The sequence below is a fragment of the Achromobacter sp. B7 genome, from assembly GCF_003600685.1.
GTDB lineage: Bacteria > Pseudomonadota > Gammaproteobacteria > Burkholderiales > Burkholderiaceae_B > Achromobacter > Achromobacter spanius_B.
This window is the reverse complement of record NZ_CP032084.1, coordinates 1,050,046-1,064,210: the sequence shown is the minus strand read 5'-3', so window position 1 is coordinate 1,064,210 and position 14,165 is coordinate 1,050,046. Positions and strand designations below refer to the sequence as shown.

The window sequence follows — 14,165 nt, the reverse complement described above, 5'->3', positions numbered from 1 at the left end:
GCGACACAACGACGGCTTACTTCACCAGATCCCAGGCCTGGGTCCAGTAGCCGCCCTTACCGGGCTCGTAATGGAACGGCGACTGGCCGCACCAGTTCGTGTAGGGCCACGGCTTGCACTCGTAGACCTTGCCCAGGTTCGTCACGCGCTCAAGCGCCTTGTAGGCAGTGCCGGCCTTGTAGGCGGGCGGCGTATCGCCGGTGCCACCATTGCCACCGTTACCGCCGGTGCCGCCATTACCGCCATTACCACCATTACCGCCTTCGTCAACGATGACTTCCGGCTTGCCCTTGACCGTCACAACGTGGGTCGCATCCGATGCGCCCTTGTCGTTACGCGTGGTCAGCATGAACGAGTACTGCTGGTCCTTCGTTTGCGTCGGCGCCACGAAGCTCAGCGTGGGCTGGTCCTTCACCGCGACGGTGATGCCGGCCGGCACGGTCCACGAGAACTTCAGGTCGGTACCGGTCGAGGCCGAGCCCGACAGCTGCACCTTCTGACCCGCTTGCACATTCACCGGGCCGGTGATGCTGGACAGCGGCGGGATCACCACGGGGTCCGGCTTGATCTCGGCCGCTTCCTTGGTCACCACAAAGTGGTACTTGCTGCCGTCCATCGAATAGACGTGCGACTTGTCCACACCTACGATCGGCGTCACGGTCTTGCCGTCAGCGCCCAACTGGCCGATGCGCACGCGCTTGGACGTGCCGTTGACGGCATTGCCCAGCACTTGCGTCCAACGCTCGCCCTGCACGGCGTTCTCGTCCAGCGGCACGCGCAGCTGTTCCAGGTATTCGCCGTTGCGCTTGGGGTCAGCCAAACGCCACACCAGCGAATCGCCCACCTTGGTTTCACCGATGGAGTACAGCGCGCCGATATCCGACGGCTTGATGACGTTGGACACGCCCTCGATGTTCACGTCGCCGCAAGCGCGATAGGACTCGCCCGAGGTCACGCCGTCGCCCACGTGGTTGGTGTTCCAGACGCTCATGATCAGATGGCGGCCGGTCTTGCCGGCGGGCAGCGTGCAGCTGTATTCCTGCTCACGACCTTCGCCCGCCGCGGCCGGCGTGAAGTCGCGCTGTTCGCAGAACTTTTCAAAGTCGGAGAATTGCAGCGGCTTGGTCGAGTCATACGGCATCTTCGTGATGAAGAATTGCAGCGACTTGGTGCGGTGGGCCACGGTGTGGTTCCACTTCAGCGTGACGTTGCCATTGGCGTCCGGCTTGAGCGTGGTGATGGGCCATTGGGCCAGCGCGTTCAGGCCGCGATGGGACGGCTTGGTGCCACCGTCGCACAGGCGGTCGCCCGGCGTGGTGGCAACGGTCTTTTCGCCGCCCGGCTTCTGCCAGACTTCACGCCAGTCGTACACGCTGCCGCCCTGCGCCTTGAATGCGGCGCAACCTTCGCTCTGACTGCCCGCGTGGCAATGCAGGATGCGCGCCTTCGGATGCGACATGGTGCCGTGAGCCAAAACCGAACCGGATACGGCCGCCAGTACCAGGCCGCCCACCAGAGTTAATTTGAATTTCGCCATTTTTTTATAAACACTTCAGAGTGAGGTTGAATAAATCACCTTCCATGCAGCACGCAGGACAAGGTGAATTCATTCTCGGCCGGAAGCCCTTTGATAATCAAAGTTGATAAACGATTCCTTAAAGCAATTTCCCCACACTCATTAAAAAAAATAATCTGGCGGCAAAAAAAATCCCCCGCGCTTTCGCACGAGGGACCAGGAACTTCATTTTTCCGCGTTATTCACTGCGGATTTTCAAGCAGTTTCAGCTCAGACTGAGAACAGTGAAGGGAATTACTTCACCAGGTCCCAAGCTTGCTGCCAAGCCAGGCCCTTGCCGGGAGCGTAGTGCAACGGCGAAGCGCTGCACCATGCGGTCACGGGCCAGATCTTGCACTCGTAGACCTTGCCGCCGTTGGTGACCTTGTCGCCAGCTGCGTACGTGGTGCCTTCCTTGTAGGCCGGGTATTGGCCGGTCTGACCGTCGTTGCCGCCGGTGTTGCCGCCTTCGTTACCGCCGGTGTTGCCACCGTCAGTGCCGCCGCCGGTTTGGGCTTGCTTCTTGACCAGGACCGAATGCGTCTTGCTCGACGAACCCTTTTCGTTCGTGACCTTGACGGTGAACGAGTAGGACTTGTCTTGCGTCAGCGTCGGAGCCGTGAAGCTCAGGTCAGCCTGGTTCAGCGCCGAAGCGGTGATGCCAGCCGGAGCCGTCCACTGGAACTTCAGCGTACCGCCACCGTTGTTCGAACCCTTGGCCGACAGCGAAACGCGCTCGCCAGCATTGGCCGTTGCCGGGCCAGTCAGTTGAGCCGTAGGCGCATTGATGACGACGGGCGGCGGATCCACCGGCTCGGCAGCCTTCTGGTCAATCGCGAAGCCAACCTTCTTGTTCAGGCCATAGACCTGGTTTTCGGTGTCGCTTTGCTGCGGCAAGACTTGGCCGTTGGACTGCATCTTGCCGACCTTGATGACGGACGACTTGTTGTTGACTTCCTTGGCCAGGGCGTACATCCACTGGGCGGCCTTTTCTTCACCGGCCTTGACGATGATCGAATGGCTTTCCAGATCGCCGGCACGGCTCAGATCGAACACGCGCAGGGTCATCTTCGAGCCGACGTTGACTTGGCCGCCTTGCAGCGCGCCGCTGGCTTGCCATTGCACGTTGGCAGGCATCACTTCCACGTTCGAGCAAGAGTAGAAACCTTCCTTGGCGTCGCTCGGGTCACGTTGCCACACGCTGTAAATCACGCGCTTGCCGGTAAAGTGGGCGGGAATCTTGACATCCAGGGGCGTAACGGCGTTCACGACTTCCGGGCGCGGCAGAAAGCCGGTATCGCCGATCAGTTCCAGATCTTCCCAGCGCAGGCCGCGCTTGGGGTCGTAGCTGTCTTTGCTGATGTAGGTCTTGAAGTACGTGGTGATGTGCGGTGCCGTTTGCAGGTACTTGAACTGCGCATTGCCGTTGGCGTCAGGCGTAACTACCGTGGTGGGCCACTGGTGATCGCCATCCAGCGCCTTCCAACTGTCCTTTCCGCCCGCGCACAGCAGGCCATCAGGGATAAGATCCTTGTGGTTGTTGAACACGCCGCCGATCAAGTTGGACTGCCAGTTTCCAATAAGGTCGTTCGCTTTGCCGCAACCGGAGAACTTGGGATTATTCCAAGGAGTATCAAACTTGTGGCAAGCATATTCCCGGCTCGGGGGATCGATCATGGAACCGTGAGCCGAAGCGGTCGTCGGCGCCATGGCCATGAGCACAGCCTGCGTCAGCGCCGCGACCGGCAAGCCAAGCTTGGCGGCTGCACCGCGCAATGTGGTTTTAGTCATCAAATATCCTATGTTTAGTGGATTGTTTTTCGCATTCTCATGAACCGGAAATCACACGGATCTCGTGAAAGCGAAGCCATTATTCCCGGCGCTGGAAAACGGCAAAACCTTTCTCAATACACTATTAAAAGCAGGTGTTGCATCCTTGCCGCATCGCATTGATGACGCGGTACAACGCGATAAATCACGCAATACATAACGTCCAGACGGCCAAAAAAAAGCGCCACGAGGGCGCTTGTTCATGAGGCGGGATTAAGGCCCGTTCGATAACCGGACCGCGCTTCCTGGCGATTGCCTTCCGCGCACGGCATCGGCGTCAATGGAAATGTGAGCGAAAACTCGCTTCCCTTCCCAGGACGCGAACTGACCGACAATTTTCCGCCGTGCGCATCCACCACCGTGGCCACCAGCGCCAAGCCCATGCCCACGCCGTCACGGCTGCCGGGCTGCACCTGAAAAAACGCCTCGCACAGCTGCGGCATGACCGAATCCGCAATGCCGATACCCTCGTCGATCACACTGATGCGGGCCATATCGCCCTGGCGCTTCAGGCACAACGTGATGCGTGTGGACGGGTTGGAATACTTGATCGCGTTGTCCAGCAGGTTGATGACGGCGCGTTGCAGCATGCAGTAGTCGCCCGACACCCACAGCTTTTCCCCGCATTCGCGGATATGCACGTCGATGCCCTTGCGCTCGGCCAGCAACAGGGTTTGGTCGGCGGCTTCCTGGCCCACGTCGAGCATCGAAACGGGCAGGAAATTCGCCTTATCCAGGCGCTCCGCGCGGGAAAGATGCATGAAGTCCTGCGCCACGGTCAGGCTGTACTGCGCCAGGTCACGCACGGACTGCGCAAAGGCTTCCTGCTTGGGGCAATCGCTTTCGGCGCTTTGCTTTTCCACCATCACCAGGATCGTCGACAGCGGACTGCGCAGGTCATGCATCATTTGCAGCATCACTTCGTTGTCGCGAGCGCAGTTCGGCTTGGCGTGGGTTACGGCAGGCGCATCCACCGGCGCGGCCGTGCGTGCCAAGACACGTTCACGGCGCGCGCCCCGCGTGGCCATGCGCCAGCGGACTACGCTGATGTACGCCAGCGCCACGCCCACCACGGGCGCCACCATCGGCGTCCAGCGGCGTGCCGTGATCACGACAAAAGCGGCCAGCAGCCAAAACCCGATCAGCCAACCCAATGCCCGCAAGCGCATTTTCGATTGGCCCGCGATCACGCTGAACAACGCCAGGCCCGCCAGAATGCCGAAGTCCGCCAGCACGCCGGGCGCGGCCGCCGTCAGGGGCTGCCCATCGCTGGGCATGGCAAAACACAGCAGGATGATGCCCAGGTTGCAGAACAGCAGCGCATCGTTTTTTCTGGCGCCCAGGCGCGTATAAGGCCAAATCAGGAATTTCATCGTCACGCTCGAAAGGTGGGTCGCGATGCGTCAGGCACGCGGTCGGACCGGCAGCGCACGTCAGGCGCGGACTGCGATTGGAAGGGGAAGTTGCGTGTACTGCCGAAGCAGCGCGGCGCACTGGCCGGGGCGAATGCCTGCCGGCTTAATACATGCGTTCGAGGCGGTAGCCGTAGTTGTACACGGTAGCGATCACATAGCCATTGCGCGAGCGCAGGCCCAATGACGAACGCAGGTTGCTGACATAGGTTGCCAGGCTGGCGTCGTACTTGCGGTCAACGGTGCCCCAGATGTGCTGGCACAACGCGTCTTTGGTGATGATGCGGCCGGGGCTGCGGAACAGCATCGTGGCCAGATCGAATTCCCGCGTGGGCAAACTGACGGGGCGCCCGTCCACGGTCAACGTCTTGGCTTCCAGGTTGAACGCAAAATGGCCCACCTGGAACTGCGACGCGGTGGCTTCGCCGCGCTGGGATTTGCGCAGCTGTGCGCCCATGCGGGCCAGCAACTCACGTTCGCGCACCGGCTTTTGCAGGTAGTCGTCGGCGCCCATGTTCAGCGCCTGCACGATGCTTTCCTCGTCATCGCGCTGCGTCAGCATCAGGATGGGCATGTTGGGCGCCAGGTTGCATCGCGCCCACTTCAGTACCGCAAGGCCCGATGCGCCGGGCACTTCCCAGTCAAGCAGAACGACGTCCACGCGCTGTTGTTGCAGCAGCGCGATGAAGCCGTCGCCATCGCGACGCGAGAAGGCCTGGTGGCCGTGGCTTTGCAGCAGTTTGGTGACCCACTCGACCTGAGTGGGCGAATCTTCAAGAATGGCGACGATCATTGAGTCAACTCTTATGTAAGCGCAATTCCCGAAGATTTTTATTATTACGGCAATCACAATTGATACCCCGACAGAATGATTTCATGCAGGGATAGTCACAACAATAAGAAATTTCTCAAAGCCAAAGCGGGAAAGCCAAATGTCAAGATATGACAACCAGGGCTGAATATGCGGATATTTTCTCGGGCTCTCCAACGGAGAGACCGCGGATGATCAAGAAAATTCCTGGACGCATTTATCTTTTTAATGAGTGATGTGTTGATTAACGCCCATAAATACAAACTTCCAATCCTGATAACTGGATTTTCCTGACATATCGCCCAACTCGGCATCAAAACCATCCTGCTTGATGGGCTTTTTTTCCGACAGGCTATATACCCCCATGATGCCGCCGTCGGGCGATTTGACGATGCCCCATTCCGTGCTGCCTGTTATCGGGTCAGCGTACAGCCGGCGCAGGTGCCTGCGCGTAAACGACACGCGGTCGTCCTTGAGCAAGGCCTCCATGGTTTTGGGATAGGCCGGCGCGGTGCCGGACAGGTAATACGACGCCAGCGCTCGTTGATATTGCTGGCCGACGAAAAGCAGCTCGGCCTCCTGGTCGCGCAGCTTTTGCATCGACCAGGGCTGCACCACCGCCGTCAGCCCCGTGGCCACCGCCATAACCAGCATCAGCACCGTCAGATAGCCGAAGCCCGCCTGACGGCGCGACAACGCACCGCGATCACCACCGCGCATAGTCCAACCCATCCAGCCCCCTGCCGGTCGCGCCGCTGATTACATCGTTCACGCCCGGCGCATCCCCGTTCTGCGGCAACCAGCTGTCGCGTTTACCCGTCACCGGGTCCATGGGAAGCTCGCGCAGGTATTTGTCGGCCACAAGCACATCCAGCGAATCGGGATTGTTGCCATGGTCGGCGCGGTAATCGTCGATAGCGTGACGGATCGATTGCAGGTTGTGACGCAACACCGTTTCGCGCGCACGGTCGTTGCTTTTGAAAAACGACGGCGCCACCAGCGACATCAACGCACCGATGATAGCCATGACCGCCATCAGCTCAATCAGCGTAAAGCCGGCACAGCCGCGCCTACCATTCTTTGTACGGAACGCCATTGAGGCCCCTTCTTTGACTTTTTGAACGCACGTCGAACACGTCGCGTCCCGATGAAAACGCATCGACCGAACTGTCATAGCTTCGGGTATCCCAGGTGTCGGCCGCCGAGCGGTTCTCACAGTTTTCACACATCGGGTCCTTGGGCAGGCGGCGCAGGAAATACAACATGCCGCCGTTGGGGTCCGTCTTGTTCTGCACGCCCTTGACCAGGGATTCCAGGTCCGGCGGATAACCGCTGCGGTCCAGCGGCTTGTCCACCTTGCCCTCGCGGCTGGCCTGGTAATACGCGTCGATGGCGTTGCGCAGCGTGTGCAGGCTTTGCCGTAGCTCGCGCTCCTGTGCGCGTTGCTTGACCAGCGCCGAGAACGGCAGCGCAACGCTCAGCAGCAGGGCCAGCAAGGTCATGGCCGCCATCATTTCGATCAGCGTGAAACCCGATTGCTTGCGCATGTCGCGTCCTTAGAACGGCGGCTTGGCCAGCACCGCGTCCAGCGCCGGGGCGTCGCCGCCCGTCGCCGCGGCTTCCGGGGCGGCGGGCGCCTGGGTGGTCATCGGCATGACGGTGACGCGCGACTCGGTGCCCGACGGGAAGTAGCTGTCGGCAGCCGACGGCAAGGCCATCGAACGTTCGATATGCGGCGTCAACAGCAACACGATTTCCGTGTTCTGGTCCGTCTTCTTCTGACCGCCGAACAAGCTGCCCAGCCAGCCCATCACGCTCAGTCCGGGCACACCGCTGCTGCTGCGCGTCTGCTGTTGGTTGACCAGGCCGGCCAGCACCTGCGTTTCGCCATCACGCGCCGTCATCACGGTTTCCGCATTGCGCGTGCTCATCGGGTAGACGACGCCGCCGCCAGCCGTTTTGACCTCGCCCTTCAGGTTGCTGACTTCCATGCTGACGCGCACGCTGACTTCATTGCTCAGGCTGATACGGGGCTCTACTTGCAGGATCAGGCCCACGTCCTGATAGTTGACGGATTCCGTCACCACGCCATTGGCGTTGGTGGTGGTCACGACCGGCACCTTTTCACCGATCTTGATGCTGGCCTTTTCCATGTTGCGAACACGGATCTTGGGATTCGCCAGCACCTTGGTCTTGCCGCGCTTTTGCAGCAGGTTCAGCGCCGCCGACAGATCATTGCGGCTGGTCACCCCGATCTTGCCCTGGTTCAGGCCCAGCAGGTCGCCCACCGTGATGCGGCCGTTTTCACCTTGGGGCAGCACGGAAAACCGCAGGTCGCTGGGGTAGTCCACGCCCACTTCAAGTTCGTCGCTGGCGTTCACCTCCAGCACCTGCACATCCATCGTCACTTCCGACTGCGCGATGTCCAGCGCCGCCACCACGCGTTCCACCACCGCCATCACTTCAGGCGTGTCGCGCACCAGCACGGCATTGGCGCGTTCGTCCAGGTGCACGTTCTTGGGCGCGCTGATTTGCCGCAACGCCGCCAGCACGTGCGTGGCATCGGCATGGTTCAGGTAGAACACGCGCACCATCAGCTCGCGATACTCCTTGTCCTTGTCCGGGCGCGACGGATAGATCAGCAGGGTGTGCGCATCCAGCACCTTCTTTTCCAACTGATTGGTCCGCAGCAACAGGTTGATCGCGTCTTCGGCGGTGGTCTGTCGGGCCATGATGCTGGCCGGCATGGTCGTCTGCACGTCCGGGTCCAGCACGAAGTCCACGCCGGCCGCCAGCGAAATCGTGTCCAGGATCTGCACGATGGGTTGCGCCTTGAAGTTCAGCGTCACGGGCTTGCGCAGCGCGTCGGCCAGCCGGGGCTTGACCGATTGGCGGCCGACGTCGCGGCGTTGCAGCTGGGCGCGCAGCGCTTCGGCTGACGGAAAGCCAGGCTGCTCCTGCAAGATGCGATTGACCTTGTACAGGGCCTCGCGCGGGTGGTCGAATTGCAGCCTCACCGCTTCGGCCAGCTCGGCGTTCAGGTGCACACGTTGTTCCAGCTGCGTCTTGAGTTGCTGGGCGCGCATATTGCCAGGGTTGATCGTCAGCAGCTCCAGCACGTCCTGCAGCGCGGCCTCGTCATCGCCCGCGTCCATCTTGACGCGCACACGTTGCAGGATCTCGCGGGTCAACGTCACGCCATCGCGCGCCACGTCCTTGCCCGCTTCGATATCGTTGGGGTTCTTGTCCAGCTTCGCGCGGCCGGCGGCCAGGCGTTCAGCAGTGGTCGGCGCGTCGCCGCCCAGTGCGCGTTTCAGTGATTCCGGGGCCGCGCATCCGCCCAGCAACAGGGTGAAGAATGCGGCCATTACGACAGGTTTTGCAATCATGATGTCTTGCCATTCCCAAAAGAATTTTTCGTTTCGATGAGCGCCATGCTCATTGCGCCAGCGGCGCCAGGTCCACATGCAGTTCCTTGCCCTGCGGGTCCAACAGCACGGCGCGTTTCGCTTCCAGCGCCTTCAGGCGGTAGTGCGGCGTCAGGTTGCCGCCCGGCCGCACCGCGCCGTCCATATCGCAGCGCTGGCAGATCAGATAGGTTTCCCCTTGATGCGCCAGCACCACGATGCGGCGCCCGGTGTCGGACCATTCACCGATGGCCGTAAAGGCCGGTGCCGCGGTCGCGCCGACGCCTTCGGGCGCGGTGGGCATGGTGTCGTCCAGGGCCGGCGTGTCGGTCGGCGCGGCGTTAGCCTGGGCGGCGGTGTCCTGGTTAGGTTCGCTGCCGCGATCCAGCAGCGACGCCCAGCTTTGCGAGGGGAACAGATCCACCTCTTGCGTGGTCTCGGCCCACGTGGCGGCCGGCGCCAGGGCGGTGATTACCGCGGTCATCCATCGCTTCATCACACCACCCCCAGCATGCTCAAGCGCATCTTTACGTTCACCAGCATGTTTTCCGGTTTCTGCCTGTCCAAGGACAAGGACTCCAGGCGCAACAGCGGCTCTTCGGTCAACTTGCGCAGACCCGCGCTCAGGTCCTGGTACGAACCCACCGCCGTCACATCCACCGACGTGCGGCGCAAGCGGCCCTGGATGGTGTCTTCGCCCTGATACTGGATGTCGACCAGCAGCAGGCCCGAACGCACCAACTGTTCCATCACGGCCAGCTTGCGCTGGTCGGGGTCCAGGCGCAGTTGCACGCGCAGTTCGTCCATGTCATTGCCGGGTGGCGCAACGTGGGGTTGGCAGGCATGCAGCTCGGCGTTCAGTTCCAGCGCCCGCATTTGCAGCGTGCCCTTTTCCGGCCACAGCACCACGACGCAATGCACGATCAAGACCAGCAAGGCGGCCAGGGCCAACAGCCCGCCGCGCCCGAAGCGTTCGGCCCAACATTGAGCATGCCAACGCAGCGGGGAACCGCCGTTGCCCTGGCGCAGCGCGGCCAGGCGGCGACGAATTTCAGCAAAGGACTTCATCGCAGCTCCACCCGCACGGTGGCCATCGTGGCCAGGTTGGGGTCACCCGACTTGATGCCATGGCGCATCACGGTTGCCCGGATGCCTTCCCCGGCGTTCACGCGCCCGGCAAAGGCGAATATCTCGGTCAGGTCCACCGCCATCAGTTCCAGTTGCACGGTCTTGCCGGCGCCTTCGATCTTCAAATTCATCACGGCCACGCGGGGGCTCCAGGCCTGTTCGATGGCGCGCAGCAGCACGGGCCGCAACCGGTCCTCGGCACTTTGCGCGGACACCAGCGCGTCCACCTTCTTTTCTTCCGGCGACTGCGCAAGCGCCCGTCGCTGCTCGCGTTCCTGTTGCATGCGGCGTTCGACCAGCTGGCTTTCAAAGCGCGTGACCTCGACCCGCAGCGCCCACAGGTCCCATTGACGCCAGGCGCTCAAGAGGCCGACGCACAGCAACAGCAGCACCACGATGGCGGCAAACGGTTGCGTCGCCCCGCGCTTGGTGAAATTGAGCTTGTTCATCTTCAACCCGGGCATGTCCGTCCTCCCAACATGGCATGGGGAAAGCCCAGCCAGCGCGCGTCTTCGGGCAGCGCGACGTCCGGGGATACCAAGGTGGACGTCCACGCGCATTGCGGCATGACCGGCCGGTCGCACAGCGCCTGCGCCGAGGCAACGGCGGACGCGTGGGATTGGCCCGGCGACAACTGCAAGGTGATCATGTCTTCCCACCCCTGCGCCGACGGCCACAGGCACGTCACCGCGCCGGCTTCCGCCAGGACCAGGCAGGCGCCGTCCGTCCGCACGGCGCGTTGAAAGCGATGCAAGGCCGACGACAGCAGATCGTGGCAGGCCGCCACCGTCCACTTCTGTTCGCGCAGCTGGGCTTCCAGGGCGTCCAGCATCACGGCGTCGGCCGCGACGGCCAGGCGAGCCTGCCCATGGCTGGCCGGCCCCAGGCGCACGCGGGTCGGTATCGCGATGCCGCGCTCGCGCAGTAGCGCCTGGGCATAGCCGCACCAGTGCGTATCGCCACCGGGCAAGCCCGGTTGCCACGGCAGCAACACCGTGTGCACCCAGGGATAACCCAGCCAGATGCGCACGCGGTTGCGCCAGCGCGGGCGCACTGAGGGGCGGCTTGCCAGCAAGGCGGACACGGCTTCGGCGGGCTGGCCGTCATGGACGATCTTCAGCCGCTCGTGCACGGCCGTTGTCGTGGACAACAGGCTGACGTGTTCGGCATCGATCAGAACGGCGTGATCATTCCATAGCGACGGCACGGCAAACCTCCTGATACGTGGTCAGACCATGGGCCACCGCTTCATGGGCGGCGTCGCGCATCGATTGATAGTCGGGGCATTGCGCCAGGGCTTCCTGGCGGCGCTCGGGCGAGCGGTCCAGCAGCGCGGTCTTCATGCGGCTATCCAGGCGCAGGACTTCAGCCAACGCGATGCGGCCCAGAAAGCCCGTGTGACGGCAGGCCTCACAGCCGGGGCCCGCGCGCGCTTCGCCCGCGGGCGCGCAATGCGGACACAGGCGCCGCACCAGACGCTGCGAGACCACGCCGTTCAGCGATTCCAGGAACGTGGCGGGTTCGACGTCCATGTACAAAAAGCGGTCAATCACGCTGAACGCGTCGTTGGCGTGCACGGACGACAACACGCGGTGGCCGGTCAGCGCGGACTGCACGGCGATGGCCGCGGTCTCGGCGTCGCGGATTTCACCGACCAGGATCGTGTCCGGATCGTGGCGCAGGATGGACCGCAGGCCGCGCGCGAAGGTCAGGCCCTTTTTCTCGTTCACCGGAATCTGCAAGATGCCGGCCATTTCGTATTCCACCGGATCTTCGATGGTGATCAGCTTTTCGTCGCCGCTGTTCAGCTCGGACAGCGCGCCATACAAGGTGGTGGACTTGCCGCTACCCGTGGGGCCGGTAATCAGCGTCAGCCCATAGGGCAGCTGCGCCAGCACACGAATGCGGCGGGCCGTTTCGGCCGGAAAGCCCAAGGTGTCCAGGCTCAGCTTGTCGCCCCGCTGCGATCGGTCCAACAGACGCAGCACGGCGTTCTCGCCGTGATTGCCCGGCATGATCGACACGCGGAAATCCACCTCGCGCCCTTGCAGCACCACTTTGAAGCGGCCATCCTGCGGCACGCGCTTTTCCGCGATGTCCAGGCTGGACAGCACCTTCAGGCGCGACATCACCTGGTTGGCGGTCACCTGCCCCGGCACCTGGCGGATGCGCAGCATCACGCCGTCGATTCGATAGCGGATCAACAGCCCCTCCTCGTCCGACTCCAGATGGATGTCGCTGGCACGGCTTTGCAAGCCGTCATACAGCGTCATGTTGACCAGGCGGATTACCGGGCTTTCGTCCTTGGCCAGCGAGGCCAGCGAAATCGATTCGACCGCCTTGGCCAACGAGTCGTCCGCCATGTCGACGGCAACGCCGTCCAGCACGCGTTCCGTGGCTTCGGCCTGCTTGAGCCACGCGTCCACCGCGCCGGTCGGGCACACGGCAAAGCGCAATGCGCGGCCGGACAGCATCGCCTGCAACTTCAGGCGCGCATCGCGTGAGAAAGGCGCGGCCATCGCCAGCAGCAATTCGCCATCAACCTGCAAAGGCGCCACGCGGCAGGCCATGGCGTCGGCCAGCGGCAGCACGTCAAAGCGCGGAGTGGCCTGGCGGCATTGCTGCGCGCTTAGCGGCTCCATGCCCAGCGCTTGCGCCAGCACGGGCAGCAGCTGCGGGCGCCGCGCCAGTTCCTCGTCCAGGTAATCGGCCAGGGACAGGCTCAGTTCCGCGGCGCGCTCGCGCCACAACCACCATGCCTCGTCGGCGACGGGTTTGGTTTCCATTGCGACCTTCTCCTGACTGATTTCAACTTGGTTCATTGCGTTCATCCCAAACTCCCGGCCATCTCGAAGATGGGCATGTACAGCAAGATGACGATGGTGCCGACCAGCCCTCCGACCACCAGCATCAGCAGCGGCTCGAACACCTTTCCAAAGACTTCGATGGCGTGGTCCAGCGTGCCGTCATGAAATTGGGCGATGCGTTCGCACATGCCGCCCAGATCGCCGCTTTGTTCGCCTACGCGCAGCAGCCGTTCGGCCACTGCCGTGGTCAAGCCGTGGCGCGCCAGCGTTTCCGACACGCTGCGGCCGGCGCGCAGCTCCTGCAACGCCAGGTCCAGCCGTTCGCCGTAGGCGGGCGGCAGGATGCGTTCAGCCAGCTCGAATGCCTGCAATGCGGGCGTGCCGCCTTCGATCAACAGGCCAACGGTGCGATAAAAGCGCGCCAGCACAAACAAGTTGCCCACATCGCGCAGCTTGGGCAGGCGCCAGAACAGATTCATCAACGCCGCCTTGACCCGCTGCGTGCGCAGCGCCAAGGCAGCAAAGAGCAGGCTGCCGCCTATGCCCGCGCCCAGCCATTGGCCGTCGGACTTGACCAGGCGCGCCCACCACAACATGGCCTCGGCCGTTGCCGGCAAGGTCCGCATGCTTTCAAACACGATGGCAAAGCGCGGCACCACGAAAAACAGCATGAACAGCAAGATGCCAAAGCCCACTGCGATCACGACCAGCGGATACACCAGCGCGCCCACCACCTTCTTGCGGATGTTCTCGATCCGCGTTTCGTAGTACTGGTAGCGCCGCAGCACCACCGGCAATTGGCCACTGCCTTCGGCGGATGCCACCGTGGCCACCAGCAGCGCCGGATACACCAGGGGTTGCGCCTGCATCGCCTTCGATAGCGGCTGGCCCTGGTACAACAAGCGCAACAACTGGCTCAGCGACGATTGCAGCGCCTTATTGCCCTTGCCTGCCTTGTCGCTTAACGCCTCCAGCGCTTCGATCAACGCCAGCCCGGCGTCCAGCAACGTGGACAGCTCTTGCAGCAACAGGCCCAGCGAAAATGTCTTCTTGCCGCGCGCCTTGATGCCGCGACGCACGGCCGAACGTTGAATGTCCAGAACCATGCCGTCGGCATCGCTCAACTGCGCGCGGGCCTCGCCTTCGCTGGAGGCGCGCACGGTGTGCACGCGCAACGTGCCCTGCTTGAGCAAGCGGATCCTGAACTCATTCATA

The 14,165-nt window shown here is 62.6% G+C and carries 14 protein-coding genes; all 14 read right to left on the bottom strand.

Going from position 1 to position 14,165, the window contains the following annotated elements; translation table 11 throughout:
* Window positions 1-16: 16 nt before the first annotated feature.
* Window positions 17-1,537: a lytic polysaccharide monooxygenase gene (locus DVB37_RS04780; protein WP_120154073.1), complete on the bottom strand. Its 1,521-nt coding sequence runs from the start codon at window positions 1,535-1,537 to the stop codon at window positions 17-19.
* Between the two features lie 273 nt (window positions 1,538-1,810).
* Window positions 1,811-3,346 (bottom strand): lytic polysaccharide monooxygenase, encoded by a 1,536-nt coding sequence (locus tag DVB37_RS04775; protein WP_120154071.1) that lies wholly within the window; start codon window positions 3,344-3,346, stop codon window positions 1,811-1,813.
* 239 nt (window positions 3,347-3,585) lie between these two features.
* Window positions 3,586-4,758: a sensor histidine kinase KdpD gene (locus tag DVB37_RS04770; RefSeq protein WP_120154069.1), complete on the bottom strand. Its 1,173-nt coding sequence runs from the start codon at window positions 4,756-4,758 to the stop codon at window positions 3,586-3,588.
* Window positions 4,759-4,903: 145 nt separating this feature from the next.
* Complete coding sequence (locus DVB37_RS04765) at window positions 4,904-5,590, bottom strand: response regulator transcription factor (protein WP_046803427.1); 687 nt, start codon at window positions 5,588-5,590, stop codon at window positions 4,904-4,906.
* Window positions 5,591-5,833: 243 nt separating this feature from the next.
* Window positions 5,834-6,262 (bottom strand): type II secretion system protein, encoded by a 429-nt coding sequence (locus DVB37_RS04760; RefSeq protein ID WP_240434128.1) that lies wholly within the window; start codon window positions 6,260-6,262, stop codon window positions 5,834-5,836.
* Between the two features lie 52 nt (window positions 6,263-6,314).
* Entirely contained in the window at window positions 6,315-6,704 is a 390-nt protein-coding gene (locus DVB37_RS04755) for a type II secretion system protein (RefSeq protein WP_046803429.1), read from the bottom strand.
* A complete protein-coding gene (locus DVB37_RS04750; protein ID WP_104143582.1) occupies window positions 6,679-7,155 on the bottom strand; it encodes a type II secretion system protein in 477 nt (158 codons plus the stop codon). The genes DVB37_RS04755 and DVB37_RS04750 overlap by 26 nt, the downstream gene beginning before the upstream one ends.
* 9 nt (window positions 7,156-7,164) lie before the next feature.
* The gene (locus tag DVB37_RS04745; RefSeq protein WP_162941160.1) at window positions 7,165-8,997 is read right to left on the bottom strand and encodes a type II secretion system protein GspD; all 1,833 of its coding nucleotides are present in this window, start codon (window positions 8,995-8,997) and stop codon (window positions 7,165-7,167) included.
* 49 nt (window positions 8,998-9,046) lie between these two features.
* Window positions 9,047-9,499: a hypothetical protein gene (locus DVB37_RS04740; protein WP_162941159.1), complete on the bottom strand. Its 453-nt coding sequence runs from the start codon at window positions 9,497-9,499 to the stop codon at window positions 9,047-9,049.
* An 11-nt stretch (window positions 9,500-9,510) separates the two neighbouring features.
* The gene (locus DVB37_RS04735) at window positions 9,511-10,083 is read right to left on the bottom strand and encodes a hypothetical protein (RefSeq protein ID WP_046803432.1); all 573 of its coding nucleotides are present in this window, start codon (window positions 10,081-10,083) and stop codon (window positions 9,511-9,513) included.
* Complete coding sequence (locus DVB37_RS04730; protein WP_162941158.1) at window positions 10,080-10,607, bottom strand: hypothetical protein; 528 nt, start codon at window positions 10,605-10,607, stop codon at window positions 10,080-10,082. The genes DVB37_RS04735 and DVB37_RS04730 overlap by 4 nt, the downstream gene beginning before the upstream one ends.
* Window positions 10,595-11,350, bottom strand: coding sequence for a hypothetical protein (locus tag DVB37_RS04725; protein ID WP_046803434.1), 756 nt, complete (start codon window positions 11,348-11,350; stop codon window positions 10,595-10,597). The genes DVB37_RS04730 and DVB37_RS04725 overlap by 13 nt, the downstream gene beginning before the upstream one ends.
* Entirely contained in the window at window positions 11,331-12,929 is a 1,599-nt protein-coding gene (locus tag DVB37_RS04720) for a GspE/PulE family protein (protein ID WP_162941157.1), read from the bottom strand. The genes DVB37_RS04725 and DVB37_RS04720 overlap by 20 nt, the downstream gene beginning before the upstream one ends.
* Window positions 12,930-12,970: 41 nt before the next feature.
* On the bottom strand, window positions 12,971-14,164 hold the full coding sequence (locus DVB37_RS04715) for a type II secretion system F family protein (RefSeq protein WP_046803435.1): 1,194 nt from the start codon (window positions 14,162-14,164) through the stop codon (window positions 12,971-12,973).
* Between the last annotated feature and the right edge of the window lies 1 nt (window position 14,165).

What these genes read in the sequence shown, in the direction of transcription:
- DVB37_RS04780 (WP_120154073.1), bottom strand. Translation starts at nt 1,537, where the DNA reads ATGGCGAAATTCAAATTAACTCTGGTGGGCGGCCTGGTACTGGCGGCC.
- DVB37_RS04775 (WP_120154071.1), bottom strand. Translation starts at nt 3,346, where the DNA reads ATGACTAAAACCACATTGCGCGGTGCAGCCGCCAAGCTTGGCTTGCCG.
- DVB37_RS04770 (WP_120154069.1), bottom strand. Translation starts at nt 4,758, where the DNA reads ATGAAATTCCTGATTTGGCCTTATACGCGCCTGGGCGCCAGAAAAAAC.
- DVB37_RS04765 (WP_046803427.1), bottom strand. Translation starts at nt 5,590, where the DNA reads ATGATCGTCGCCATTCTTGAAGATTCGCCCACTCAGGTCGAGTGGGTC.
- DVB37_RS04760 (WP_240434128.1), bottom strand. Translation starts at nt 6,262, where the DNA reads ATGCTGGTTATGGCGGTGGCCACGGGGCTGACGGCGGTGGTGCAGCCC.
- DVB37_RS04755 (WP_046803429.1), bottom strand. Translation starts at nt 6,704, where the DNA reads ATGGCGTTCCGTACAAAGAATGGTAGGCGCGGCTGTGCCGGCTTTACG.
- DVB37_RS04750 (WP_104143582.1), bottom strand. Translation starts at nt 7,155, where the DNA reads ATGCGCAAGCAATCGGGTTTCACGCTGATCGAAATGATGGCGGCCATG.
- DVB37_RS04745 (WP_162941160.1), bottom strand. Translation starts at nt 8,997, where the DNA reads ATGATTGCAAAACCTGTCGTAATGGCCGCATTCTTCACCCTGTTGCTG.
- DVB37_RS04740 (WP_162941159.1), bottom strand. Translation starts at nt 9,499, where the DNA reads ATGACCGCGGTAATCACCGCCCTGGCGCCGGCCGCCACGTGGGCCGAG.
- DVB37_RS04735 (WP_046803432.1), bottom strand. Translation starts at nt 10,083, where the DNA reads ATGAAGTCCTTTGCTGAAATTCGTCGCCGCCTGGCCGCGCTGCGCCAG.
- DVB37_RS04730 (WP_162941158.1), bottom strand. Translation starts at nt 10,607, where the DNA reads ATGCCCGGGTTGAAGATGAACAAGCTCAATTTCACCAAGCGCGGGGCG.
- DVB37_RS04720 (WP_162941157.1), bottom strand. Translation starts at nt 12,929, where the DNA reads ATGGAAACCAAACCCGTCGCCGACGAGGCATGGTGGTTGTGGCGCGAG.
- DVB37_RS04715 (WP_046803435.1), bottom strand. Translation starts at nt 14,164, where the DNA reads ATGAATGAGTTCAGGATCCGCTTGCTCAAGCAGGGCACGTTGCGCGTG.